At 65.3% G+C, this 23351-nt stretch carries 21 protein-coding genes; 7 read left to right on the forward strand and 14 right to left on the reverse strand.

Annotated elements, in window-relative coordinates; genetic code table 11:
• Positions 1 to 106 precede the first annotated feature (106 nt).
• Both IVA92_RS23210 and IVA92_RS23215 read left to right on the forward strand, forming a co-directional pair.
• Positions 107 to 1312, forward strand: a complete 1206-nt coding sequence (locus IVA92_RS23210; protein WP_247277419.1) for a CoA transferase — start codon at positions 107 to 109, stop codon at positions 1310 to 1312.
• A 159-nt stretch (positions 1313 to 1471) separates the two neighbouring features.
• The gene (locus IVA92_RS23215) at positions 1472 to 2119 is read left to right on the forward strand and encodes a glutathione S-transferase family protein (RefSeq protein WP_247277420.1); all 648 of its coding nucleotides are present in this window, start codon (positions 1472 to 1474) and stop codon (positions 2117 to 2119) included.
• Between the two features lie 9 nt (positions 2120 to 2128).
• On the opposite strand, the gene IVA92_RS23220 is transcribed toward IVA92_RS23215, so the two are convergent.
• From IVA92_RS23220 to IVA92_RS23245, 6 genes are all read right to left on the reverse strand, one after another.
• Positions 2129 to 2293 carry a hypothetical protein gene (locus IVA92_RS23220; protein WP_247277421.1) on the reverse strand — a complete coding sequence of 55 codons (165 nt, stop codon included), beginning with the start codon at positions 2291 to 2293 and terminating at the stop codon, positions 2129 to 2131.
• Between the two features lie 17 nt (positions 2294 to 2310).
• On the reverse strand, positions 2311 to 3858 hold the full coding sequence (locus tag IVA92_RS23225; protein ID WP_247277422.1) for a hypothetical protein: 1548 nt from the start codon (positions 3856 to 3858) through the stop codon (positions 2311 to 2313).
• A gap of 92 nt (positions 3859 to 3950) precedes the next feature.
• A complete protein-coding gene (locus tag IVA92_RS23230) occupies positions 3951 to 4958 on the reverse strand; it encodes a hypothetical protein (protein WP_247277747.1) in 1008 nt (335 codons plus the stop codon).
• Positions 4959 to 5223: 265 nt separating this feature from the next.
• On the reverse strand, positions 5224 to 5721 hold the full coding sequence (locus IVA92_RS23235; protein WP_247277423.1) for a TPM domain-containing protein: 498 nt from the start codon (positions 5719 to 5721) through the stop codon (positions 5224 to 5226).
• Positions 5722 to 5724: 3 nt separating this feature from the next.
• A complete protein-coding gene (locus IVA92_RS23240) occupies positions 5725 to 6645 on the reverse strand; it encodes a YgcG family protein (protein WP_247277424.1) in 921 nt (306 codons plus the stop codon).
• 199 nt (positions 6646 to 6844) lie between these two features.
• Positions 6845 to 7453 carry a LemA family protein gene (locus tag IVA92_RS23245; RefSeq protein WP_247277425.1) on the reverse strand — a complete coding sequence of 203 codons (609 nt, stop codon included), beginning with the start codon at positions 7451 to 7453 and terminating at the stop codon, positions 6845 to 6847.
• Positions 7454 to 7596: 143 nt separating this feature from the next.
• Here IVA92_RS23245 and IVA92_RS23250 point away from each other — a divergent pair, with 143 nt between their 5' ends.
• From IVA92_RS23250 to IVA92_RS23260, 3 genes are read left to right on the forward strand one after another with little or no spacing between them, the layout of a single operon-like run.
• Complete coding sequence (locus IVA92_RS23250; RefSeq protein ID WP_247277426.1) at positions 7597 to 8448, forward strand: enoyl-CoA hydratase; 852 nt, start codon at positions 7597 to 7599, stop codon at positions 8446 to 8448.
• 4 nt (positions 8449 to 8452) lie between these two features.
• A complete protein-coding gene (locus IVA92_RS23255; protein ID WP_247277427.1) occupies positions 8453 to 9601 on the forward strand; it encodes an acyl-CoA dehydrogenase in 1149 nt (382 codons plus the stop codon).
• A gap of 15 nt (positions 9602 to 9616) precedes the next feature.
• Positions 9617 to 10813 (forward strand): acyl-CoA dehydrogenase family protein, encoded by a 1197-nt coding sequence (locus IVA92_RS23260; protein ID WP_247277428.1) that lies wholly within the window; start codon positions 9617 to 9619, stop codon positions 10811 to 10813.
• Between the two features lie 152 nt (positions 10814 to 10965).
• Here the strand turns inward: IVA92_RS23260 and IVA92_RS23265 are convergent, their stop codons facing one another.
• From IVA92_RS23265 to IVA92_RS23280, 4 genes are all read right to left on the reverse strand, one after another.
• Complete coding sequence (locus tag IVA92_RS23265; protein ID WP_247277429.1) at positions 10966 to 13290, reverse strand: xanthine dehydrogenase family protein molybdopterin-binding subunit; 2325 nt, start codon at positions 13288 to 13290, stop codon at positions 10966 to 10968.
• Positions 13291 to 13416: 126 nt separating this feature from the next.
• Positions 13417 to 14502 (reverse strand): trypsin-like peptidase domain-containing protein, encoded by a 1086-nt coding sequence (locus IVA92_RS23270; protein WP_247277430.1) that lies wholly within the window; start codon positions 14500 to 14502, stop codon positions 13417 to 13419.
• A gap of 171 nt (positions 14503 to 14673) precedes the next feature.
• Positions 14674 to 15549, reverse strand: a complete 876-nt coding sequence (locus IVA92_RS23275) for a dihydrodipicolinate synthase family protein (RefSeq protein ID WP_247277431.1) — start codon at positions 15547 to 15549, stop codon at positions 14674 to 14676.
• Positions 15550 to 15614: 65 nt separating this feature from the next.
• Complete coding sequence (locus IVA92_RS23280) at positions 15615 to 16580, reverse strand: VOC family protein (protein WP_247277432.1); 966 nt, start codon at positions 16578 to 16580, stop codon at positions 15615 to 15617.
• Between the two features lie 184 nt (positions 16581 to 16764).
• Between IVA92_RS23280 and IVA92_RS23285 the strand changes: the two genes are divergently transcribed.
• The gene (locus IVA92_RS23285; RefSeq protein WP_247277433.1) at positions 16765 to 17631 is read left to right on the forward strand and encodes a S1C family serine protease; all 867 of its coding nucleotides are present in this window, start codon (positions 16765 to 16767) and stop codon (positions 17629 to 17631) included.
• On the forward strand, positions 17628 to 17999 hold the full coding sequence (locus IVA92_RS23290) for a helix-turn-helix transcriptional regulator (protein ID WP_247277434.1): 372 nt from the start codon (positions 17628 to 17630) through the stop codon (positions 17997 to 17999). Before IVA92_RS23285 ends, IVA92_RS23290 begins: the two co-directional genes overlap by 4 nt.
• Before the next feature lie 10 nt (positions 18000 to 18009).
• On the opposite strand, the gene IVA92_RS23295 is transcribed toward IVA92_RS23290, so the two are convergent.
• The 4 genes from IVA92_RS23295 to IVA92_RS23310 form a co-directional block, all read right to left on the reverse strand.
• Complete coding sequence (locus IVA92_RS23295) at positions 18010 to 19086, reverse strand: HAMP domain-containing sensor histidine kinase (protein WP_247277435.1); 1077 nt, start codon at positions 19084 to 19086, stop codon at positions 18010 to 18012.
• Positions 19073 to 19765, reverse strand: a complete 693-nt coding sequence (locus tag IVA92_RS23300; RefSeq protein WP_247277436.1) for a response regulator transcription factor — start codon at positions 19763 to 19765, stop codon at positions 19073 to 19075. Before IVA92_RS23300 ends, IVA92_RS23295 begins: the two co-directional genes overlap by 14 nt.
• A 97-nt stretch (positions 19766 to 19862) precedes the next feature.
• Positions 19863 to 20369, reverse strand: a complete 507-nt coding sequence (locus tag IVA92_RS23305; protein WP_247277437.1) for a hypothetical protein — start codon at positions 20367 to 20369, stop codon at positions 19863 to 19865.
• A 287-nt stretch (positions 20370 to 20656) separates the two neighbouring features.
• Positions 20657 to 22993, reverse strand: a complete 2337-nt coding sequence (locus tag IVA92_RS23310) for a Tex family protein (protein WP_247277438.1) — start codon at positions 22991 to 22993, stop codon at positions 20657 to 20659.
• Between the last annotated feature and the right edge of the window lie 358 nt (positions 22994 to 23351).

The raw sequence follows: 23351 nt of genomic DNA on the forward strand, positions 1-23351 counted from the left end.
GCGGGCGCCGTTGCATCCTGCCGAAACATCGGTCTAATGCTCCCACGAGGCGCCCGCGCCAATTCCAGCGCGCGGGAAACGACAAGAGCGAGGGAGCAACGCCGCGATGGAAAAGGGCATCTTTGCTGGGCTGAAGGTTCTGGACTGCGCGAGCTTCATCGCAGCGCCCGCGGCCGCGACCGTGCTGTCGGATTTCGGCGCCGACGTCGTCAAGATCGAGCCGCCCGGCACCGGGGATCCCTACCGCAATCTGCCGAACCTTCCGGGCTATCCGACCGGTGAGCACAATTTCGCCTGGCTGCTGGAAGCCCGCAACAAGAAGAGCATCGCGCTCGACCTCTCCAAGCCGGAAGCGCAGGCCGTGCTCTATAAGCTGGTGGCGGAGGCCGACGTCTTCATCACCAATATGCCGCCGCCGGTGCGCGCCAAGCTCGGCATCACCTATGACCACCTCGCCCATCTCAACGACCGGCTGATCTACGCCTCCTTCACCGGCTATGGCGAGAAGGGCGAGGAAGCCAACAAGCCCGGCTTCGACAGCAATGCCTATTGGGCGCGCTCCGGCCTGATGGACCTCGTCCGCGCCGATACCGACACGACACCGGCCCGCTCCGTCGCCGGCATGGGCGACCATCCCTGCGCCATGGCCTTCTACGGCGCCATCGTCACCGCGCTCTATCAGCGCGAGAAGACCGGCAAGGGATCGCATGTCGCTTCCAATCTGATGGCCAATGGCGTCTGGGCCGCCAGCGTGCTGGCACAGGCAAAACTCTGCGGCGCCAAGTTCGGCGAGCGGCGCCCGCGCGAGCGCGCGCTGAACGCGGTGGCCAACCACTACCAGTGCAAGGACGGCCGCTGGCTGATCCTGTCCCTGCTCAACGAGGAGCGGCAGTGGCCGACGCTGGCGCGCTGCCTCGGGCGCGAGGACTTGATCGACGATCCGCGCTTCGTCACCAAGGCCGACCGCCACGCCCGCTCGGTCGAGCTGATCAAGATTCTGGACGACACCTTCGCCACCAAGGATCTCGGCGAATGGCGCAGGATCCTCGACGGCAACGGCCTCGTGTTCGGCGTCGTTGCCATTCTCGACGACATCCCCAACGACAAGCAAATGCTCGACAATGAGGTTCTGGTGCCGTTCGAGAACGACACCATGCTCACCATCAACAGCCCGATCTGGATCGACGGCGCCAGGAAGGTGCAGCCGCGCAAGCCGCCCGCTGTTGGCGAGCACAGCGACGAGATTTTGCGTGGGGCGGGATACGACGAGGCGGCGATCAAGCAGCTGCGGGGTACGGGGGCGGTGGGTTAGGAGCCGCGCTCGCACGGCATCGTCATCGCGAGCGCTGCGAAGCAATCCAGAATCCCTCCGCGGATGCATTGCTGGATTGCTTCGCTATGCTCGCAATGACGGCGTGAGACCGTCTCGGTATAATGATCGGCAGCGCATCCCGTCCGCCTGCGAGGTCCCATGCCCAGCTACCGCCTGCACTACTTCCCCGAATCCGGCAACAGCTACAAGCTGGCGCTGATGCTGACGCTTTGCGGCGAAAAATTCGAGCCGGTCTGGACCGATTTCGGCGGCGGCGTCACGCGCACCGCGGAATGGCGCAGGGCGGTGAACCCGATGGGTGAGATCCCCGTGCTCGAAATCGACGGCGTGAAGATGACGCAGACCGCGCCGCTCCTGCTCAAGCTTGCCGATCAGTACGGGCGCTTTGGCGCTGATACGGACGAGGAAAAATTCGAGCTGTTGCGCTGGCTGTTCTGGGACAACCACAAGCTCACCGGCTACATGGCGACCTATCGCTTCATGCGCGCCTTCACCGCGAAAAACGATCCGCAGGTACTGAAGCATTTTCGCCGACGGCTCGAGGACTTCCTCGGCATCCTCGATGGACACCTCCAGCACAATGAATTCGCGATCGGCGCAAAGCCGACGGTCGCCGATATCTCGATGATGGCCTATCTGCATTATCCGAGTGACGAGCACGGCTTCGACTTCGCGGCGAGCCATCCGGCGATCCACGCCTGGCTCGGCCGCATGGCCGCACTGCCCGGCTGGAAGCCGGCCTATGAACTGCTGCCAGGAAAACGGATGACGAATTACGCCAAGTGAGGGCGCCGACTACCGCAAGGCCAGCCAGCCGAGCGTAAACAGGATCCCGCCGATGATGACCACCATCGCGACCGCCCAGGTGCTAACGCGGATGCTGCCGGTGACCTGCTTGGCTTCCTCGTTGTGCGCAATCTTGCGATTGCGCTCCTTGTTGGCTTCGCTCGGGTCCGTCATGGGTCATCCAAATCGGTTTAGCGCGTCTTGATGAAGCACATGCCGATGCGGCGCGAGGCCGCGGCAGCCTGACAGGTGAGGCCTTTAGCACAGCTCCATGACGTAAAACTCTTGTCCGTCGTTCCTGATCCCGCATTTTGCAGGGAACAATGCGCCCCCCAGCCGTCCTGATATTCGGTCCCGGCCAGCTCGCGGCCACCGCGGGTCTGTGGCCGGCTGGCAAATCCGCGTGAGAAATCGGGACGTTTGCCCGCGGCGAATGCGGTCAGGATGTCGCGGCGGCGGAGCTGGTCACCGAAGAAATGCGGCGATGCCGGCACGTTGGCGGAGTTCGAGGACTTGTCCACAAGCCAATCCACGCCCGGGAAATGGAAGCCGCCGATGCCGCGGGTCTGGTGGCAGCCGGCACAAGTGACGTCGTTGAGACGGCGCTGAAAGCCAGCGACCGAGCGGACGTTCTGCAGATCGATGCCGCGCGCGGCAGCCTGGTTCAAGGCACCGACCACGTCGTCATCGCCGAAGACGGGAACGTCGCTGCCCTCCCCTTTTCCTTCTCCTTGCATCATGCCGAACTCTGGCTGCAACGCCGAGGCATCGAGCCCGGCAGGTGTCGGCACCACCGCAGACGTCGCCAGGAATCTTTCCGGGATCAGCACCGTGCCGCGATCGAATTCGCGCAGATTTTCGGGCGCGAGCAACCAATCCCTAAAGTCGCGCCGAAGCGCATCGTCGGCAAGGATTCGGTCACGGTCGATTTGGTTCTCCAGCGTCGCTTCCTCGAACGTTTTCCTCGCAGCGTCGTACTTGAACACCTTGAGTAGATAGTCCGAGCGAAAATCGTGCAGCGCCGATTTCGGCGCGACGGAGACCTGGATGTTGGTCTCGATGCGGTCGAGCATGGCATCGTGAGGCGAAGAGCGACTGCCGATCAACTCCTGCCAGTCGCCATCGTCGAGCCAGCGCCGCGCGATCGCGGCGCAGGTGACGGGATTATTCCCGTCCGTCTGGCGCGCGTCGCGCGCCTTCATCACCAGATTGAGCGTCATCGGCAGGCGCGTTGCGGTCTTGCCGCCCTCCGGCCTGCTCTCGTAACGCGCGAGACGGTAGATCAGCCGGATCTCACCGCAGGACTCTTCCGAGACATAGGCGCGGTCCATACGGTTGACGATGCCGGCCAGCACGAAACGCGTGTCGCGCGATCTCAGATTGGCTCGGTCGAACAATTGCACGTCAAAGCCTTCGCCGACGCCGATGGTCTCGCCCGGATATGTCGCCTTGTACCGAGAAATGTAGCGGTCAAGTTCCGCATTGATCGCCGGCGGAATCGCTTTGAGCTGCGGCAACGACGAGAACAGCAGGTCGGTCGTGAGCGGGATGTCGGCGTTCCGCTCCGGCCTTAGCAGGCTCGCGATCGTGAGAGCATCGCTCTGATCGAGCCGGCGCAACAGATCAGGATCGGTGATCGCCGTGCCGCGCGCCAATTGCACGTTCTCCGCCGCAGAAAGCGAGACGACACCGCCAAACAATGCGGCGGCAGCAACGACAATTCGCAAGGCGCGGCTCATGCCCCAAGTAACACCGCGGCGACCAGCCTATTCAAGCAAAAAGGCGCCTCACGCAGTGGTGAAGCGCCTTTTCGAAGGCCGGATATGAGGGCTCAACGCGCGACGATCAGGCCCTTGCTGGTGACAACCACCCAGCGGCCGTCCTGGCGGCGGATCGCATCGACGCGGCCGACGCCGGGGATGGGATCGCCGGGATATACCTCGTAGAGGCCGTCGCGGCCTTCGATCAGCGCGCCGCCATTGGCGGCGTTGCGCAGCCTCCAGCCTTCGATCGTCGGCAGGCGGCCGACCTCGGTCTTGGGCGCGGCGGGTGCGGGCGCAGCCGCGGCGGTGGCAACCTGGGTCGGCGCGATCGAGCCGGTGGTCTCCTTGGCGGACGCGGCGGCTGCGGCCGGCGCGAGGGCCGCCGGCGGCGCGGCGCGGAGTTTGTCGACGGCCTCCGACAGTTTTGCGATCTTGGCCAACGGCTCGGCCTGCGCCTTCTCGAGCTTGTCGAGGCGGTCGTTGGTCCGGTTGAACTGGCTCACGTCGGTCTTGGAGGAGCGCTCGACATTGGCCTTCAGCGCGACGAGGTCGGCATCGATCCGCGCGACGGAAGCGTCCAGCGCGCTGGTATCGGCGACCTGTACCGGCGCCGGGGCCGTGGCGGCAAAGTGCATCATCCCTGCGGTCGCGAGCGTGCCGCTGATCGCGCCGACGCAAGCAGCGATCGCCACCACCGCAGCCATCGCCGACAGGCGGCGCTTGCCGCCGGCTTCGCGCGGCTCCTCCGCCTTCACATGCGGGGCAAAGTCCTCGCGATCCCAGGAGCGTTCCGATGGCGCCATCACAATCAGCTTGCCGGGCTCCGGCTCGGGCTTGGATTCAGCCCTGGACTCCGCCTTGGACTGAGCCTTGGGTTCAGTCTTGGATTCGAACTTCGGCACCTCGATCCTTGATGTCTCGATTTTTGGCGGCTCGATCTTGACCGGGTCGGGCTTCGGCGGCGCCTCGTGGTCAGGGGCGATCGAGGGGGCGTCGATCCCGGCAGCCTCGACCGTCTGCGAGGCGCTTGCTGCGGCTTCGACGGCGCCATGATCCAGGGAGGCCTGCTCGGGCATTGGTTCGCTCACGGCTCAAATACTCCAGTCTAGGTTGACCTTTTGGTAACTTTCATTGCTTGCGAAATCCTTACCTCGGGACCCGCTTACCGAAATTTTAGGAACTCGTCCGAGGCCGAATTTGGCCGGGAAAGTGGAACCGGCGTGGCGACGTGCAACAAATTGTCAGCGGAGGCGGCATTGGGGCGCATTGCGCCCGTAGAATTCACTCGCGAGGCAGGGCGCCTCTCCGACGTGGTTCTGGCCTTGGCCAGTACCGGCGAGATCACATCACCACGGGCGCATCCGGCAGCTCGTTCGAATGCGGTCTTTGCGGCGGGAAATGCCGCGCCAGTTCGCGCGACACGGCCTCGATGCCAGCGATCACGCCGCGCTCGAACTGGCCCGCCCTGAACTCGGTTTCCATCGCGTGGCAGATGCTCTCCCAGCGCTCGGCTCCAACCTTCGCGTCGATGCCACGGTCGGCGACGATCTCGACGTCGCGGTCGGCGAGCAGGAGATAGATGAGAACGCCGTTGTTGTGCTCGGTGTCCCAGATGCGCAGATGCGAGAACATGTCGAGCGCGCGCGCGCGCGCCGGCTGGTTGTGGAACAGCGGCGCACCGTCGAGCGCGCCTTCGACGACGAAGCGGACCTGGCCGGAATGGGTGGCTTCGCCCCGCTTGATCGCCTGCTCGATGCGGTCGAGCACGGCCTGCGGAAAAATCCGCTTCGCCCGCCAATGATGCTGCACGAGGTGCCTGGTGATGCGCTTGATGCTCATGACCTACCAACTCCCCGAGGCGCCGCCGCCGCCAAAACTGCCCCCGCCGCCGCTAAAGCTGCCGCTATCGCTGTCGCTCGATGAGCCGCCGCTCCAGCCGCCCGATGGGGAGCCACTCGACCAAGAGCCGCCACGCGACCACCCTGTGCTTGGTCCCATCGCCGAAAACAGATCGGCGATGAACCCGATGATGAAGCCGAGAACGCCGACCGCCACGGCGAGGGTGAAAGAGCCGAGAATGAGCCAGGTCAGTGCTGCGATGATGCCGCCGGTCGCCAGCGATCCGAGCAGCCGGCCCAGCATGGCCCGGAAGACCCCGCCGACCCCGATCGAGGCGAACAGCGTCACAAGGAAGACCGGCGCGAGGTCGTCCAGATGGCCGAAGCTGACAGTCGGCGAGGGAACCGGCAGCGGTTCGCCATCGATGACCCGCATCATGCGATCGACACCGTCCGAGATGCCACCGCTGAAATTGCCGGTCCTGAATTTCGGCGTGATGACTTCATCGATGATCCGCCTCGACGTGACGTCGGTGAGCGCGCCTTCGAGGCCATAGCCGACTTCGATGCGCAAATGCCGGTCGTTCTTGGCGACGATGAGGATGGCGCCGTCGTCGACCTTCTTGCGTCCGATCTTCCAGGCCTCGGCAACGCGGATCGAGAACTGCTCGATCGTCTCCGGCTGTGTGGTCGGCACGATCAGGACAGCGAGCTGGCTGCCCTTCCGATTCTCGAAGTCGCGCAGCTTTTGCGACAGCGTAGCGATCTCGGCGCTCGAGAGCGTGCCGGTCTGGTCAACCACGCGGCCGGTGAGTTGGGGCACGGCGACGTCGGCGTGGACGGGGAGCGCGAAGGCGAAGAGAAGTGCGACGGCGAGAACAAACGAGGAGAAGACCGAAAGGGCCCACCACACCCTCGCTGTCATCGCCCGGCTTTGCGTCTTCGCTGACGCTTCGCCGGCCCAATACCGAGGTGCCCGGCGAAGCCCTTGGAGCCGGGACCGGGCGATCCAGTATTCCAGAGATGGCGGCGAGATACGGAGAGGCCGCGGCGAGCTGGATTCCCCGATTTCGCGGGGAATGACGGCGGTGATTGGGGCTTGGCGCATTCGCGAATCGACGCGCCTACTTCGACGGCGCTGGAGCCGGGTTGAAGTCCACCTTCGGCGCGGTCGAGATCTCTTTCTCGTTCTCGACCGAGAAATTCGGCTTCTCCTTGTAGCCGAATGCCATCGCGGTGAGGTTGGTCGGGAACGATCGGACCGTGATGTTGTACTCCTGCACGGCCTTGATGTAGCGGTTTCGCGCCACCGTGATGCGGTTCTCGGTGCCTTCGAGCTGCGACATCAGATCCTTGAACAGGGCATCCGATTTGAGCTGCGGATAGTTCTCTGTGACGACGAGGAGCCGCGACAGCGCGCTGGAGAGCTCGCTTTGGGCGGCCTGGAATTTCTGGAAGGCGGCGGGATCGTTCAGCACCTCCGGCGTTGCCTGGATGCTGCCGACCTTGGCGCGCGCATTGGTGACGCCGAGCAGCACGTCCTTTTCCTGCTGGGCAAAACCCTTCACCGAATTGACCAGATTGGGGACGAGATCGGCGCGGCGCTGATACTGGTTCACGACTTCGGACCAATTGGCCTTGATCTGCTGGTCCTCGCTCTGGATCGCGTTGTAGCCGCAATTGGCCAGGCTCAGCGAGGCCAGCGCTGCCAGCACGGTCAGGATCTTGCGCATCAAATTTCTCCCGGTGGAATCTGGCGCAAACTACCAGATTGGGCGCGTGAGAAAAGCAGCCGACTGACGCAAGCCTCTTGCCTATGCCCCGACGACATAGTCAACTCGGATAAAACAAGAACGGAAACGGCAAGGGGAAAGCGATGAGCTCGTTCGAGACCATCCTCGTGGAGCGACCGGAGCCGCCGATTGCCCGGATCGTGATGAACCGGCCCGACGCGCGCAACGCGCAAAACCTGCAAATGACCTACGACCTCAACGCCGCCTTCGATGCGGCCGTGCAGGACGACGCGGTCAAGGTGATCATCCTCGCCGGCAACGGTCCGCACTTTTCGTCCGGGCATGATCTGCGTCCCGGGGCTAAGAATGCCGCGGGCGTCGATTTTCCGCCGATCGGAAATTGGGGTGGCTTTGCCGAGCCGAATGCTCACGGCCGCTTCGCTCGCGAGCAGGAAATCTATCTCCAGATCACGCGGCGCTGGCGCAACCTCGCCAAGCCGACTATCGCCGAAGTGCACGGAAAGTGCATCGCCGGCGGGCTGATGCTGGCCTGGGCCTGCGACCTCATTATCGCCAGCGACGATGCGCAGTTCTGCGACCCTGTCGTCACCATGGGCGTCTGCGGCGTCGAATGGTTCGTCCATCCCTGGGAGCTCGGCCCACGCAAGGCCAAGGAGTTCCTGTTCACCGCCGATAGCTGGAGCGCCCAGGAGGCGCATCAGCTCGGTATGGTCAATCAGGTCGTGTCGCGCGCGGAGCTGTCATCAAGCGTGCTGGCGCTGGCGCGCCGGATCGCGACGAAACCGTCCTTCGCGCTGAAGCTGACCAAGGAGGCCGTCAACCGCTCGGTGGACGTGATGGGCCAGCCCGCCGCGATCGACCAGGCCTTTGCGCTGCATCAGCTCTGCCATGCCCACAATCTCCAGGAGTACGGCATGATCGTCGATCCCTCCGGCCTGCATCCCTCGGTACGCAAGCCGCCGGCGTCGGAGTAGACACATGGACCTCAATCTCAGCGACGAGCAGCGCCTGCTGCGCGAGAGCGCGGAACGCTTCGTAGCCGAAAGCTACGATGCCGCTCACCGCCGCACGATGGCAAGCGATCCGCTCGGCTTCAGCCTGGCCGTCTGGAGGCAGTTCGCCGAGCTCGGCTGGCTGGCGTTGCCGCTTCCTGAAGAGTTCGGTGGGCTTGGCGGCGGCGCGATCGATGTCGGCATCCTGATGGAAGCTTTTGGCCGCGGGCTGGTGTCGGAGCCCTATGTCGCAACCGTGGTGCTAGGGGCCGCGCTGATCGCTAGATGCGGCACCACGGCGCAAAAGCAGGCGAGCCTGCCCAAGGTCGGGGACGGATCACTGAAGCTCACCTTGGCGCATTCCGAGCGCACGGCGCGGTTCGATCTCGCTAAGGTCGCAACCAGCGCCAACAAGACGTCGCAGGGCTGGCATCTGGCCGGCAAAAAGATCGCGGTGCTCGACGGGCATGCTGCCGACGAGATCATCGTCTCCGCACTCATGCATGACCATCACGGACCTTCGGAACGGATCGGCCTGTTCGTGGTGCCGGCGGCGGCACCGGGCCTCACAATCTCCGACTACGCTCGCCTCGGCGGCGGACGCGCCTGCAACATCGAGCTGTCGGACGTGCAGCTGCCTGCGGACGCCCTGCTCGGCGACGGCAGCGATGCTCTGCCCGCAATCGAATGGGCCGTCGACCGCGCCATGGCCGCGCTAGGTGCGGAAGCCATCGGCATCATGCAGACGCTGCTCGACACCACGCTGGAATACACCAAGATCCGAAAGCAGTTCGGCCGTCCACTCTCCGCCAACCAGGTGATCCGCCACCGCCTCGCCGACATGGCGATGCAGGTCGACGAGGCGCGCTCGATGGCGCTGCGCGCCGCACTGAAAGCCGACGCCGAACCCGTTGAGCGCGCGCGGGCTGCGTCGGGCGCGAAGGCCAAGATCGGCAAGTGTGCGCGCTTCGTCGGCGAGCAGTCGATCCAGCTCCATGGCGGCATGGGCGTCACCGAGGAGCTCGAGGTCGGCGCCTATTTCAAGCGGCTGGTCGCCTTCGACACGCTGTTCGGCGGCAGCTCGTACCACTATGCCCGCCACGCCCAGCTTGGCCGTACCAAAGTGCCGGCCTGATACGAGGAGCGCATCATGGACCTGTCGTTCAATGCCGAGGAGCGCGCCTTCCAGGACGAGGTGCGCGGCTTCATTGCGAAAAACCTCACAGAGGAGATGAAGCGCGCAACCGCGCTGACGCCCTCGGTGTTCTCCGATCCTGACATCGGCAAGGCCTGGCAGCGCGCGCTGCACCGGCAGGGCTGGGGCGCGCCGGGCTGGCCGGTCGAATATGGCGGGCCGGACTGGACCCCGGCGCAGCGCTGGATCTTCGAGACCGAATGCGCACGCGCCGGCGTGCCGAACGTCAACGTGATGGGCGTGAAGATGGTCGGCCCCGTCATCATCGGCTTCGGCAGCCCCGAGCAGAAGAATTTTTATCTGCCGCGTATTCTCTCAGGTGACGATTATTGGTGCCAGGGCTATTCCGAGCCAGGCTCGGGCTCCGATCTGTCGTCACTGAAGACGCGCGCGGTGCGCGACGGCGACGACTACATCATCAACGGCACGAAAATCTGGACCACGCATGCCCACCACGCCAACCGCATGTTCGCGCTGGTGCGCACCAGCGACGGGCCGCGGCAGCAGGACGGCATCAGCTTCATCCTGATCGACATGAACACGCCGGGCATCACCACGCGCCCGATCCTCACCATCGGCGGCGACCACGAGGTCAACCAGGTGTTCTTCGACGACGTGCGCGTGCCCGTCGCCAACCGCGTCGGCGAGGAAGGCAAGGGCTGGACCTATGGCAAATATCTGCTCGAGTTCGAGCGCGGCTCCGGCATCGCCTCGGCGAAGCTGCGCGAGGGATTGAAGGCGATCGCGGACCTTGCCGAGTCCGATCTCACGGGCCGCGCGATCGACAGCCCTGACATCGCAACGCGCATCTCCGAGGTCGAGGTCGACATTGATGCGCTTGAAATGACCGAGCTGCGCGTGCTCTCGGCGCTGCAGACCGGACAAAATCCCGGCGCGGTGTCGTCGATCCTGAAGCTGCGCAACAGCGAAATCCGGCAAGCCGTGACGCGGTTAGGGGCCGACGTGATCGGTCACGACGCCCTCGCGGTGGAGCCGATGCGGCCGCTCTACAGGCTCAACCACGAGCCGCCGATCCCGGAGGAGATGCTGACGGTGATCCCGGAATATCTCAACGGGCGAGCGTATACGATCTTCGGCGGCACGTCGGAGATCCAGCGCGATATCATCGCGAAGATGATGCTGGGGATTTGAGGCCTGTAGCCCGGACGGAGCGAAGCGCAATAGGAGTTACGGCTCGCTCATCCGTCATTGCGAGGAGCGCTTGCGACGAAGCAATCCAGAATTTTCCGCGGAGAGAATCTGGATTACTTCGCTGCGCTCGCAAAGACGGTGCACCTGAAATATTAACCACCCGCCTTCGCGTCCCGGATCGCCTGCCAGATCTTCTGCGGCGTCAGCGGCGTGTTGAGCTGGGTGATGCCAAGCTCGGCGAGCGCATCCATCACGCCATTGGCGACGCAGGGCGGGCCGCCGATGGCGCCGGATTCGCCGCAGCCCTTGGCCCCGAGCGGATTGGTGCGGCAGGGCGCGGAATCGTCGAGCGTCACCACAATCGGCGGCACGTCGTCGGCGCGCGGGATGCAGTAGTCCTGGTAGCTCGCGGTGAGGAGCTGACCGTCGGCATCGTAGGACACGCCCTCATACAACGCCTGACCAATGCCTTGCACAACGCCGCCATGGATCTGCCCGGTGACCAGCATCGGGTTCACGGCAACGCCGACGTCGTCGACGGTGGTGTAGCGCACGACGCGGGAGACGCCGGTCTCGGGATCGATCTCGACCTCGCAGATATGCGTGCCGTTCGGCCAGCTCGGTCCGTCCACCTCGCCTTCGGAATCGACGCTGAGCTTGGCGCCGCTCTCCTTCTCGGCGAGATCGAACAGGCTGATGCGGCGGTCGGTGCCGACCACGGTGAGCATGCCGCCCTGATACTCGATGTCCTCGACCGAGGTCTCCAGCACGTTCGCGGCCTTCTCGCGCGCCTTCTGGATGAGGTCATTGGAGGAGACGGCCACGGCCGTGCCGCCGACGAACAGCGAACGGGAGCCGACGCTGCCAAAGCCCATGGCGAGATCAGTGTCGCCTTGGACGACGTCGATCTTGTCCATGGGAATGCCGAGGGTGTCGGAGATCATCTGGGTGTAGGTGGTCTGCAAGCCCTGCCCCATCGCCATGGTGCCGGAATGCAGCACGACGCGGCCTTGCGAGGTCGCGTGCAGGCTGACCTTCTCGGTATGCGCGCGCCCGCCAGTCCATTCGATATAGGAGGTGAGACCGCGACCGTAGAGCAGGCCCTTCTTCCTGGCCGCCTTCTTGCGCGCGGCAAAGCCGTCCCAGTCGGCGAGCTTCACGGCGCGGTCGAGCATGTGCGCAAAGGCGCCGGAGTCATAAATCTGGCCCGCGGCGTTCGTATAAGGCAGCTGCGCCGGCTTGATGTAGTTGGCCTTGCGGATCGCGCGCGGATCCATGCCGATCTTTCGCGCAGCCGCGTCGAACAGGCGCTCGACGATGAAGACGGCTTCGGGACGGCCCGCACCGCGATAGGCGCCGACGGGTGCGGTGTGGGTCATCACCGACTTCACCTCGAAATGCACCAGCGGCAGATCGTAGACGCCGGTCTGCACGAACGGCCCGAGCACCAGCGGGATGATGTTGGCCGCACCCGAGGAATAGGCGCCGGTGCAGCCGATCGACTTGACGCGATAGGCCAGCACCTTGCCCTTCTCATCCAGCGCGAAGGAAGCGGTCGAGGTGAGATCGCGGCCATGGGTGCCGCCGACGAACTCGTCGGTGCGGTCGCCGCGCCAGCGGATCTTCTTGTTCAGCTTGGTCGCGGCATAGGCGACGATGCCGTCCTCGGGATAGAGGTTGGTCTTCTGGCCGAAGCCGCCGCCGATGTCGCCGACCAGCACCCGCACGCTGTCCTTGGGACGCTTGAGCACGGCCTCCGCCAGCACGTCGCGAGTCGAGGCCGGTGTCTGCGACTGCACGTGCAGCAGGAGCCGTCCCGTCTTCTTGTCGACTTCGGCGATGGTCGAGCGCGGCTCCATTGCGGATGGAACGAGGCGTTGGCTGACGAGATCGAGCTCGACCGTGTGCGCCGCTTTGGCAAAAGCCTCGTCCACCTTGGCGGCATCGCCATAGCTCATCGCGCCGACGATGTTATCGGGCGCTTCCGGCCACACCACGGGCGCACCGGGCTTTACGGCCTCCACCGGGTCGACCACCGCAGGCAGCACGTCGTATTCGACCACGATCGCTTCGGCCGCGCTCTGCGCCTCCACGCGCGAGGCGGCCACGACGGCGGCAACCGCTTCGCCGGCGTAGCGCACGACTTCATGGGCCAGCAGCCGGCGCGGGGGCACCGTCATCGGCTTGCCGTCGGGACGTTTGAAAATGTTCAGCGTCGGAATGCTGCCGATGTCGTCCTTGACGAGCTCGGCGCCGGTATAGATCGCGGTGACGCCAGGCATCGACGCCGCGGCGCTGGTGTCAATCGAGACGATCTTCGCGTGCGCATGCGGCGAGCGCAGCACGTGCAACCACAACGCGCCGTCTGCCGGTTTGTCGTCGATGAATTGCCCCTTCCCGGTGAGCAGCCTAAGGTCTTCCAAACGCTTGACGGGCTGTCCCGCTCCGAAACGCAAATTGCCGGGAAGAATGTTCATTCCGTTATGTCCTTGAAATCCGGAAAACGACCGCGGCGGTTTTAGCCGATTTTGCAGTCGATACAACCGAGCCGCAGCACATCAGCATTGCGTGCCACGCCCCCATTGGCCGCGCAGATTGCCACGTCAGGAACGCTCGATGTCGATGATGCCTACATTCACGTCGCGGCTGTCCGAGCCCCGCTTGACAGTGAGGCGAATGGTCTTCCCGGCGCCGGCCTGCTCCAGCGCATCGGTCAAGTCGGAGAGGCGCCTCACCGGCTTGCCTTCGACCGCAGTGATGATGTCTCCGACCGCGCCAGTCGACAAGTTGACCCCGCGAATCCCCGCCCGCTCCGCAGGGCTGCCGGGGGCCGTCCGCACCACGATCACGCCTTGGACGCCAAGCCGCGTCGAAACATCCTCGCTGGCGGCCACGATGCCGATGCCGGGGGTCGGCACGCGACCGTTGCGGATGAGTTCGGGGACAATCCGGTTCACGACATCGACCGGCACCGCGAAGCCGATGCCGGCGTTCGAGCCGGACGGCGATATGATCGCCGTCGTGACGCCAATCAGGCGGCCTGCGGAATCCAGCAGCGGCCCGCCTGAATTGCCCGGGTTGATCGCGGCGTCAGTCTGGATGACGTTGGCAATCTCCCGGCCGCCATGGGTCGGAAGCCTGCGCTTGAGAGCACTGATGATGCCGCTGGTCATGGATTGATCCAGCCCGAAGGGATTGCCGATCGCAAAGGCGGATTGCCCGACCTTCAGATCGTTCGAACTGCCGAGAGCGACCGGCGGAGGGAGTTCGCGCACACTCCGGATTCGCAGGACCGCAAGATCGTAATTGGGAGCCGTACCGACCAGGTCAACCTGGGCCACCTCTCCCGACGCAAAGCGCACCGCCATCTCGCCGCCATTGGCCACGACATGATTGTTCGTCACAAGGTGCCCCTCGGCGTCCCAAACGAATCCCGTGCCGGAAGCGCCGCCCTGGCCCTCCTCACCCATGAGAGGACTAGCCGCCGATCTCACCGCTACCTGGACAACCGAAGGCGACACGCGCTCCAAGATGTCGATCGTGGCCTTTTCGGCCTCCGACAGCGGCCCGCGCTGCTCGACGGCTCGCGCGGCGGGAGTGGTCCACGGCGCATGCTGGATTTTCGCGGCAGTGACCACGAGCAGCAGAGCGGCCAGGGCTGCCGCGGCAATTCCGTAGCGACGATTCATGGGTGATCACCGCGGTGTACTGAAGACAATGCTCAGAATGCTCATGCCTGAGGTGGCGGATCTCGCTCACGCAGCAACGTCGCAAGCGCCTGGAAGTTTCCTGATCGAAGCAGATAGGAATAGGTCGGCTTGCGGCAGCATCTGGGGGCATATTGCCGCGTGACAATCGGGCTATGCCAGCTCCCGCAACGCCGCTTCCACGATCCTGCGCTGCTCGGCCGTCAGCGCGGCCTGCGGCGGCACAGGGTCGGCGACGTCGTAGCCCTGGATCGAAAGCCCCGCCTTGATGCAGGCGGCGAGATTAAAGCGGGCAAAGGCCTCGTTGATGCGCCACAGCCTGCGCTGAAGCTTCATGGCCTCCTCCCAGCGACCAGCCCTGCACAGTTCGTACAGCGCAACGCTCTGGCGCGGGATGATGCAGGCCGGGCCTGCCATCCAGCCGAGACCGCCGATCAGCATCACCGCGACCGGGATATGGGCGGAGGCCGAGAACACCCGCAAGCCATCGCCGCAGCGGTTGATGATGGAGAGCAGCCGGCCGGTGTTGGTCGAGGCGTCCTTGATGTAGCCGATGCGCGGATGCTCGGCGAGGCGCGCGATGACATCGAGGGTAAGGTCGGAGCGTTGGAATTGCGGATTGGTGTAGATCACGATGGGGATGTCCACGGCATCGGCGATGGCGCGGAAGTAGGATTCGACCTGGGCATCGGCGAGCGGGAAATACGCCTCCAAAATCGCCAGGATGCCGTCGGCACCGAGCTTCTGGTACGCTTTCGCCTGCGCCACCGCGTCCGCGATCGAGGTTGAAGCGACGCCCGCGACCACCGGCACGCGGCCCTTGGCCGCCTCGATCGTGGTCTGCACGATCGCCATGCGCTGCGCGGCATTGAGATAGGCGAACTCGCCGGTCGAGCCCAGCGGCGTCAGCCCGTGCACGCCGGCGGCGATTAGATCGTCGCAGAGCTTGCCGAGGACTTCGGTGCGCACCGTGCCACCGGCATCGACGGGCGAGACGAGATAGGGAAAGACACCGTGGAATTCGGACATGTCGGGCGTGGACCCCGGTCAATTGGTTTGCGCCTGAGGCGTATTACCAACGCCTGCGCCGGCGATCAAACCCTGAGAAGGCGCACCCGCGTGCCCCAGGGATCGACAGCCTCCAGGCCGTCCGCAAGCGCCCTGACCCGTGCGCCAACCTTGCGTAGGCGCTCCTCCTGGGCTGCGAGGATGTCGTGCTTCTCGGTCACCAGCGAGAACCAGGCAAGACCGGTCATTTGATCGTCGCGTTGGCCGGCACCCTGGCTCTGCCAGACATTCATGCCGAGGTGATGATGATAGCGGCCCGAAGACAGGAACGCGACACCGCTGCGGCGGCGGGTCGGGTCGAGGCCGATGCTGGCGTGATAGAAGCTCTCGGCCTGCGCGAGATCGCCGACGCGCAGATGCATGTGGCCGATGCGCAACCCTTCCGGCGCACCGGCATAGTCGGCCACGCGTGTATTGGTCAGCGACAGCAAGTCGGGGATGTTGAGCTCGTCGGTTGCCATCTTCACGCCGCCCTCGCTCCACTGCCATTGCGATGGATCGCGGTCGGCATAGACCTCGATGCCGTTACCTTCGGGATCGTCGAGATAGATGGATTCGCTGACAAGGTGATCGGCAAATCCCGACAGCGGCACGCGATGTGCGGCGGCATGCACCAGCCAACGCGCGAGATCCTTGCGCGTCGGCATCAGGAAGGCGGTGTGATAGAGGCCGGCGGCGTTGCGCGGCTCGATTGCGGCATTGGGACGGGCTTCCAGCACCAGCAGCGCGAGGCCGGCCGTGCCGAGCTTCGCGCCAGTCGCCGAGCGCTCCATCACGGTGAGCCCGATCACGTCGCGGTAGTAATCGGCGAGCTTGTCGAGGTTCTTCACCCGGAGCGTCACCATGCCGACCCGCATCGGCGTTCGGCTGGCATAGGTCGGGCCACCGCCCTGCGCATTGCCTTCGGCGCGCGCCGCGGCAGCCGCCGCCATTGCGAGAGAGGCCGCGCCGGCGAGCTGAAGCAGGGTGCGGCGGGTGAGATCGATGCTCATTCAGTCAGGGCTCGCGGAAATGGTTTGACGCCGTACAGCGCAATGTCGGGCCGGTTGCTACACGTTTCCGTGAGTGGGTCCCAATCACATGTTCGTCGGCCGGCACTGACGCTGCCCTGGCCACCCGGCCAGTTTCCGGATTGCCTGCGACATCCCAGATTGAGCACAGCTACAGGAGCCTGCCATGACCGACCCAACTCCTCTGTCTTCACTGTCGTCCGCGCTCGCGGACATGGTGGCGCGCACCGCACCGTCCGTCGTCTCCGTCTACTCGCATCGCTCCCGCGCGAGCGGCTTCGTGTGGAAGCCAGGCCTGATCGTCACGGCCGACGAGGCCCTCGCCGACGAGGGTGCGGTCGAGATCGGCCTTCCCGACGGCAGCCGAGTGGCCGCCGCTATCGCCGGTCGCGACCATACGACCGATATCGCGCTGCTGCGCACTGAGGCCGCGATTGCCCCGGTCAAGCTGACCACATCGGTCCCTGCGCTAGGCACGCTGTCGATCGTTGTCGCCACCAATCGCGATGCGCCGAGTGCGGCGCTCGGGATGGTATCGGCGTCCGGCAAGAGCTGGCGCTCCTTACGCGGCGGCGACATCGATGCACGGATCGAGCTCGACGTCCGCCTGCGCGGTAGCCAGCAGGGCGGCCTTGCGCTCGATGCATCGGGTGAAGCCTTCGGCATGGCCGTGCTCGGACCGCGGCGGGTGCTGGTGATCCCGACGGCGACGATCGAGCGCGTCGCGCCGCAGCTCGAGGCGCGCGGCCGCATCGCGCGCGGTTATCTCGGCGTCGGGCTGCAGCCGGTGCGGCTCGACGACGGTATCGGTGCGATGGTGATGAATGTCGATAAGACCGGGCCTTCGGCCGCGGCCGGCATCCGCCAGGGCGACGTGATCGTGGCGGTCAACGACCAGAAACTGTCCGGCGTGCGCGCGCTGTCGCGGACGCTGGGACCTTCCAGCGTCGGCGCGGTGGTCGATGTCGCAGTTCGCCGCGGCGGCGAGCCGGTCAGCTTCAAGGTCACGGTCGGCGAGAGGCCGGAGGCGTGAGCGAGGACAACGCGCCGGAGATCGTGCTCGCGCTGGAGATCGACGACCCAGCCCTCGCCGATCGGCTGGCCAAGCTGCTCGGCAACGTCGCCGGACTTCGCCTCGTCGCGCCTGGCGAAGCCGCCGCGGCGACGATTGTTGCCCGCGATCCGCGCATCATGCCCGGCGACATCGCGCTGACCCAGCGCGAGCTCGACGTGCTGGCGCTGATGGCCGAGGGCGCCTCCAACAAGATGATCGCGCGCCAGCTCGGCATCTCCGTGCACACCGTGAAATTCCATGTCGGCTCGCTGCTCGACAAGCTGGATGCCACCGGCCGCACCGACGCGGTCGCGCATGCGGCGCGCCGCGGCGTGATCGAGCTGTGACACCACCAATTCACGTCGCTAGTGCCGCCTTGAAGCTGAGCTGGACGGTGAGGCCCGGCGCATTGTCATGCAGCGCGATCTCGGCGCCATGGAGGCGCGCGACTGCGGCAACGAGACTGAGACCGAGGCCATTGCCCGGCGTATAGCGGCTCTGCTCGAGCCGGTAGAAGCGCTTGAACACGTAATCGCGTTCCTCCGCGGGAATGCCCGGGCCGTCGTCGGCGATCGCGATCACCGCGCCGCCATCGGCGCTGCGGCAGGTGACGGTCACCTGCCCGCCTTTGCGGCCGTGCTTGATCGCGTTGTCGACGAGATTGGCGATGGCATCGAACAAGAGGTCGCGGTCGCCGGTCACCGGCACCTCGCGGTCGCTGGCGAGACTGAGCTTTGTGGCGACCTGCTCGGCGGCGGCATCGTAGAGCTCGACGACCTCGCCGGCGATCTCGGCGAGGTCGAGCCCGCGGAAGGCGCCGGTGCGGGCCCGGGTCTCGATCTCCGATATCCGGGTGATGGAAGCGAACATGCCGAGCACGGCGTCGAGATCGGCGATGGTGTCGCCGATCAGCGCCGCATCCGCCTCGCTGTTGCGCGGGGTGTGATAGGCCTTTTCCAGCCGTCCGCGCATGCGCGTCAGCGGGGTGCGCAGATCGTGGGCGACGTTGTCGCTGACCTGTTTGACCTCCCCCATCAGCGTCTCGATGCGGTCGAGCATTTGGTTGAGGTTTTCCGCGACGCGGTCCCATTCGTCGTTGCTGCCGCGCAGGGGAATGCGCTGGTCGAGGCCGGCGAGCATGATGGCGCGGCTGGTGGCGTTGATTTGCTCGATCCGCCCGACCGTGCGCCGCGTCACCAGCACGGCCGCGAGCCCGGCGAGCACCAGAAGCAGCACGGCGACCGCAGCGATCGCGAGCTCGATCATGCGCGCGAAGGCATCGTGATCGCCGGCCTCGCCGAGCCGGCTCTGCACATAGGCGAGCGTGCCGAAATAGACGTAAGCCATGATCGCCGCGACGATCAGCCCGAACGCCGCGATCGCGATCAGCGCGAGGCGGAAGGTCGAGGAGCGGAGCGTCTTAGCCAGGAGCACGGAGGCAATATCCGATGCCGCGGATGGTGTGGATCAGCGGATAGGCTTGGGCATCGTCGACCTTGCGGCGAACGCGCCCGACATAGACGTCGATGATGTTGGTGGAGGGATCGAAATGCAGGTCCCAGACGTGCTGGAGCAGCATTGCGCGGGAGACGACGCGGCCCTCGTTACGAACGAGATATTCAAGCAGCTGGAATTCGCGCGGCAGCAGCGGGATCTTGCGGCCGCGGCGACTGGCGCTGCGTGCGATCAGGTCGACGGCGAGATCGCCGACCCGCAGCAGCGTCTCCTTGGCGATGGTCTCGCTGCGGCGGCCAAGCGCCTCCAGCCGTGCGAGTAGCTCGACGAACGAGAACGGCTTGACGAGATAATCGTCGCCGCCGGCGCGCAGGCCGCGCACGCGATCATCCACCTCGCCAAGCGCGGAAATGATCAGGAACGGCGCAGCGATGCCGTCGTCGCGCAATTGGCGCATCACGGTGATGCCGTCGATATCGGGCAGCATGCGGTCGATAGTGATCACGGCATAGTCGCGCGCGCCGCCCTGGTGAAGCGCTTCGCGGCCCGTGCCGGCAAGATCGACCTCGTAACCGGAGGTCGTCAGTTCCTCGACGAGCTGGCCTGCAGTCTCCGGATCGTCCTCGACGACCAGGATGCGGCGGTGACCTCCGGTCATGACGAACTCCGCGCGACGATCGCCACCAGACTATCCCGTTCCGGGGCTGAGCGGAACTGCCCGGTGGCGACCGCGACAATGGTGCGGTCCGGCGATGCTAGTACCAATAGTCTCCGCACACATTGACCCATCGCCAGCCATAGGGCGTCCAGCTCCTGCGCCAGCAGCCGTCGTCGTAATAGCTGGCGTAGATGAAGGGCGCGCCAAAGAAGGCGAACCGGTGGAAGCGATGATGATGATGGAAGAACGCATGCCGGCCGATGAAAGGCCTGCCGTGCCAGCCCGTGCCGGCAAACCGCGGTCCAAAGGCGGCACGGGTCGCGAGCGGAGCAGCGGCAAAGCGCGGCCCGATGGCGGCGCGGGCGGCCATTGGCGAACCGGCGAAGCGCGCGCCACCGAAATGAGCGCCGCCCATGCCGCCCACTCGCATGCCCCCGCCACCCATGCCGCCACCACCGACATGCATGCCGCCACCCCCGAAGTGGCCACCGCCGCCAAACCCGCCATGTCCGCCACCGCCGGCGCGGGCAAGAACGGGCGACGCGACCGCCAGCGTCGCGGCAACTGCCGCTGCGGCGAGGCCTGTGAGAAGCCTGTGTTTCATCGGAAAATCCTCCCTACAGTGCGGTGGTCACACAGCCGCACTCGAAGGTTCAGAAGAGGAGAACGCGCCGTCTCCTTCAACTTACAAATGCGCCAGATTCTGACGCGCGTGTTAGGGAGGCGGGCCACCGCTCTCTCCTCGTCAGTTGCAAGCAGCTCTTGCGACGAAGCAAATCCAGACTGTCCAGTGGAGGCAGTCTGGATTGCTTCGCTACGCTCGCAATGACGACGCGATAGAACTCGCTATCCGCGGAGCAGATCGCCTCTCCCCGATGGGCGAGGAGAGACTCACACCCGCTTGCCGCCGTTCTTCTCGGCTGCACGTCGCAACGCCTCCGCAAGCGCGCCGCCGCCGGAGGATTCCTGCTTGCGCGGCGCCGACGAGGTCATGCGCGCGCTGTTGCGCGAATTGTTGTCGCGCTGCATGCCGGGCGCGTCCTTCTTGGCGCCGATCTCGTCATCCAGCCGCAGCGTCAGCGAGATGCGCTTGCGGGCGACCTCGAAGTCCAGCACCTTCACCTTGACGATGTCGCCGGGCTTCACCACCTCGCGCGGATCCTTGATGTAGGTCTTGGACATCGCCGAGATGTGCACGAGGCCATCCTGGTGCACGCCGATGTCGACGAAGGCCCCGAAGGCGGCGACGTTGGTCACTGTGCCCTCGAGGATCATGCCCTTCTTGAGATCCTTGATCTCCTCGACGCCTTCCTTGAACACCGCGGCCTTGAACGCCGGGCGCGGGTCGCGACCGGGCTTTTCGAGCTCGCGCAGAATGTCGGTGACGGTCGGCAGACCGAAGGTCTCGTCGACGAAATCCTTCGGCTTCAGCGTGCGCACGATCTCGCTGCTGCCGATCAGCGCCTTGATGTCGCTCTTGGTCGCCGCGAGAATCCGGCGCACCACCGGATAGGCTTCCGGATGCACGCCAGAGGCGTCGAGCGGATCCTCGCCGCCGACGATGCGCAGGAAGCCCGCACACTGCTCGAATGCCTTCGGCCCGAGCCGCGGCACGTCCTTGAGCGCCTTGCGCGATTTGAACGGGCCGTTGACGTCACGGTGCGCCACGATGCTCTGCGCAAGACCTGTGCCGACGCCCGACACGCGGGCCAGTAGCGGTGCGGACGCAGTGTTGACATCGACGCCGACGGCGTTCACGCAATCTTCGACCACGGCATCGAGCGATTTGGCGAGCTTGGCCTGGCCGAGGTCGTGCTGGTACTGGCCAACGCCGATCGCCTTGGGCTCGATCTTGACAAGCTCGGCGAGCGGGTCCTGGAGCCGCCGCGCGATCGAGACCGCACCGCGTAAGGTGACGTCGAGATCAGGCAATTCCTCCGAGGCGAAAGCCGAGGCCGAATAGACCGACGCGCCCGCTTCGGACACGACGATCTTGGTCATCTTCAGTTCGGGCAGGCCTTTGACGAGGTCTGCCGCGAGCTTGTCGGTCTCGCGCGAGGCGGTGCCGTTGCCGATCGCGATCAGCTCGACGCGATGCTTCAGCGCGAGCCTGCCGAGGGTCGCCAGCGACTCGTTCCATTGCCGCTGCGGCTCGTGCGGGTAGATTGCGGTGGTGTCGACCACCTTGCCGGTCGCATCGACCACCGCGACCTTGACGCCGGTGCGGTAGCCGGGATCGAGCCCCATGGTGACGCGGGTGCCGGCGGGCGCGGCGAGCAGGAGGTCGCGCAGGTTCGAGGCGAACACCCGGACGGCCTCGGTCTCGGCCGAATTCCACAACCGCATGCGCAGATCGATGTTGAGATGCACCTGGATCTTGGTGCGCCAAGCCCAGCGCACGGTGTCGATCAGCCAGCGGTCGCCGGGGCGCTTCAGGTCGGCGATGCCGAACCGCTTCATGATCTTCAGCTCATAGGCGCTCGGCACGCCCGGCGGCGGCGCCTCGGCCTCGGCCTGGATCTGGAGGTCGAGGATCTCTTCCTTCTCGCCGCGGAACATCGCCAGGATGCGGTGCGACGGCAGCTTCGTCAGCGGCTCGGAGAAATCGAAATAATCGGCGAACTTCTCGCCCTCGGTCTTCTTGCCGTTGCGCACCTTGGAGACCATGCGCGCATTGGTCCACATCTCCTCGCGCAGAGCGCCGATCAGATCGGCGTCCTCGTCGAAACGTTCGACCAGGATGGCGCGGGCGCCGTCGAGCGCGGCAGCGGCATCGGCAACGCCCTTCTCGGCGTCGACAAAGGCTTCGGCCACGGCCTTGGGATCATTGCCAGGCTCTGCCATCAGCTGATTGGCGAGCGGCTCGAGGCCGGCTTCCTTGGCGATCTCGGCCTTGGTGCGGCGCTTCGGCTTGAACGGCAGATAGATGTCTTCGAGGCGCGCCTTGCTGTCGGCGGCAAGAATGCTGGCTTCGAGAGCCGCGTCGAGCTTGCCCTGCTCGCGGACCGATTCGAGGATGGCCTTGCGGCGGTCTTCAAGTTCACGCAGGTAAACCAGGCGCTCCTCCAGGGTGCGCAATTGCGCGTCGTCGAGCGCACCGGTCGCTTCCTTGCGGTAGCGGGCGATGAAGGGAACCGTGGCGCCGCCGTCGAGCAGCGTCACCGCTGACTCGACCTGCTCGGCACGAACCCCAAGCTCCTGCGCAATTTTCTGGTTGATATTTGCCACGCGAGAATTCCTCTATCCTAGCAACGGCGGCGAACCACCGGCCACGGGACGCCGCTTATGAACCAACCGGGGTTGATTCATCAAGGTGCAGCGGACGGCCGTCGACAGAGGATTTTTTATTGAACCGATGCGATCTCGCCACATTCGTGGAGATGGCGAAGACGGCGCACAAATTCCGCTGTCGTCCTGGCAGAGACCAGGACTCACCGCTAGTCTGTCGATCACGGCCGGAAGCAATACCGAACGACGAATCTTCGCCAAATTGCTCCCTGGGGTAATGGGTCCTGGCTTTCGCCAGGACGACGACGGGGATTGACAGGCGCCAAGCTTGGACGACTGTTTTGTCTGCCGGACCACC

The sequence above is a fragment of the Bradyrhizobium sp. 154 genome (assembly GCF_023073875.1).
Classification (GTDB): Bacteria; Pseudomonadota; Alphaproteobacteria; order Rhizobiales; family Xanthobacteraceae; genus Bradyrhizobium.

What these genes read in the sequence shown, in the direction of transcription:
- IVA92_RS23260 (WP_247277428.1), top strand. Translation starts at nt 9,617, where the DNA reads ATGGACCTGTCGTTCAATGCCGAGGAGCGCGCCTTCCAGGACGAGGTG.
- IVA92_RS23235 (WP_247277423.1), bottom strand. Translation starts at nt 5,721, where the DNA reads ATGAGCATCAAGCGCATCACCAGGCACCTCGTGCAGCATCATTGGCGG.
- IVA92_RS23240 (WP_247277424.1), bottom strand. Translation starts at nt 6,645, where the DNA reads ATGACAGCGAGGGTGTGGTGGGCCCTTTCGGTCTTCTCCTCGTTTGTT.
- IVA92_RS23215 (WP_247277420.1), top strand. Translation starts at nt 1,472, where the DNA reads ATGCCCAGCTACCGCCTGCACTACTTCCCCGAATCCGGCAACAGCTAC.
- IVA92_RS23265 (WP_247277429.1), bottom strand. Translation starts at nt 13,290, where the DNA reads ATGAACATTCTTCCCGGCAATTTGCGTTTCGGAGCGGGACAGCCCGTC.
- IVA92_RS23245 (WP_247277425.1), bottom strand. Translation starts at nt 7,453, where the DNA reads ATGCGCAAGATCCTGACCGTGCTGGCAGCGCTGGCCTCGCTGAGCCTG.
- IVA92_RS23255 (WP_247277427.1), top strand. Translation starts at nt 8,453, where the DNA reads ATGGACCTCAATCTCAGCGACGAGCAGCGCCTGCTGCGCGAGAGCGCG.
- IVA92_RS23270 (WP_247277430.1), bottom strand. Translation starts at nt 14,502, where the DNA reads ATGAATCGTCGCTACGGAATTGCCGCGGCAGCCCTGGCCGCTCTGCTG.
- IVA92_RS23300 (WP_247277436.1), bottom strand. Translation starts at nt 19,765, where the DNA reads ATGACCGGAGGTCACCGCCGCATCCTGGTCGTCGAGGACGATCCGGAG.
- IVA92_RS23220 (WP_247277421.1), bottom strand. Translation starts at nt 2,293, where the DNA reads ATGACGGACCCGAGCGAAGCCAACAAGGAGCGCAATCGCAAGATTGCG.
- IVA92_RS23230 (WP_247277747.1), bottom strand. Translation starts at nt 4,958, where the DNA reads ATGCCCGAGCAGGCCTCCCTGGATCATGGCGCCGTCGAAGCCGCAGCA.
- IVA92_RS23285 (WP_247277433.1), top strand. Translation starts at nt 16,765, where the DNA reads ATGACCGACCCAACTCCTCTGTCTTCACTGTCGTCCGCGCTCGCGGAC.
- IVA92_RS23225 (WP_247277422.1), bottom strand. Translation starts at nt 3,858, where the DNA reads ATGAGCCGCGCCTTGCGAATTGTCGTTGCTGCCGCCGCATTGTTTGGC.
- IVA92_RS23305 (WP_247277437.1), bottom strand. Translation starts at nt 20,369, where the DNA reads ATGAAACACAGGCTTCTCACAGGCCTCGCCGCAGCGGCAGTTGCCGCG.
- IVA92_RS23250 (WP_247277426.1), top strand. Translation starts at nt 7,597, where the DNA reads ATGAGCTCGTTCGAGACCATCCTCGTGGAGCGACCGGAGCCGCCGATT.
- IVA92_RS23280 (WP_247277432.1), bottom strand. Translation starts at nt 16,580, where the DNA reads ATGAGCATCGATCTCACCCGCCGCACCCTGCTTCAGCTCGCCGGCGCG.
- IVA92_RS23275 (WP_247277431.1), bottom strand. Translation starts at nt 15,549, where the DNA reads ATGTCCGAATTCCACGGTGTCTTTCCCTATCTCGTCTCGCCCGTCGAT.
- IVA92_RS23210 (WP_247277419.1), top strand. Translation starts at nt 107, where the DNA reads ATGGAAAAGGGCATCTTTGCTGGGCTGAAGGTTCTGGACTGCGCGAGC.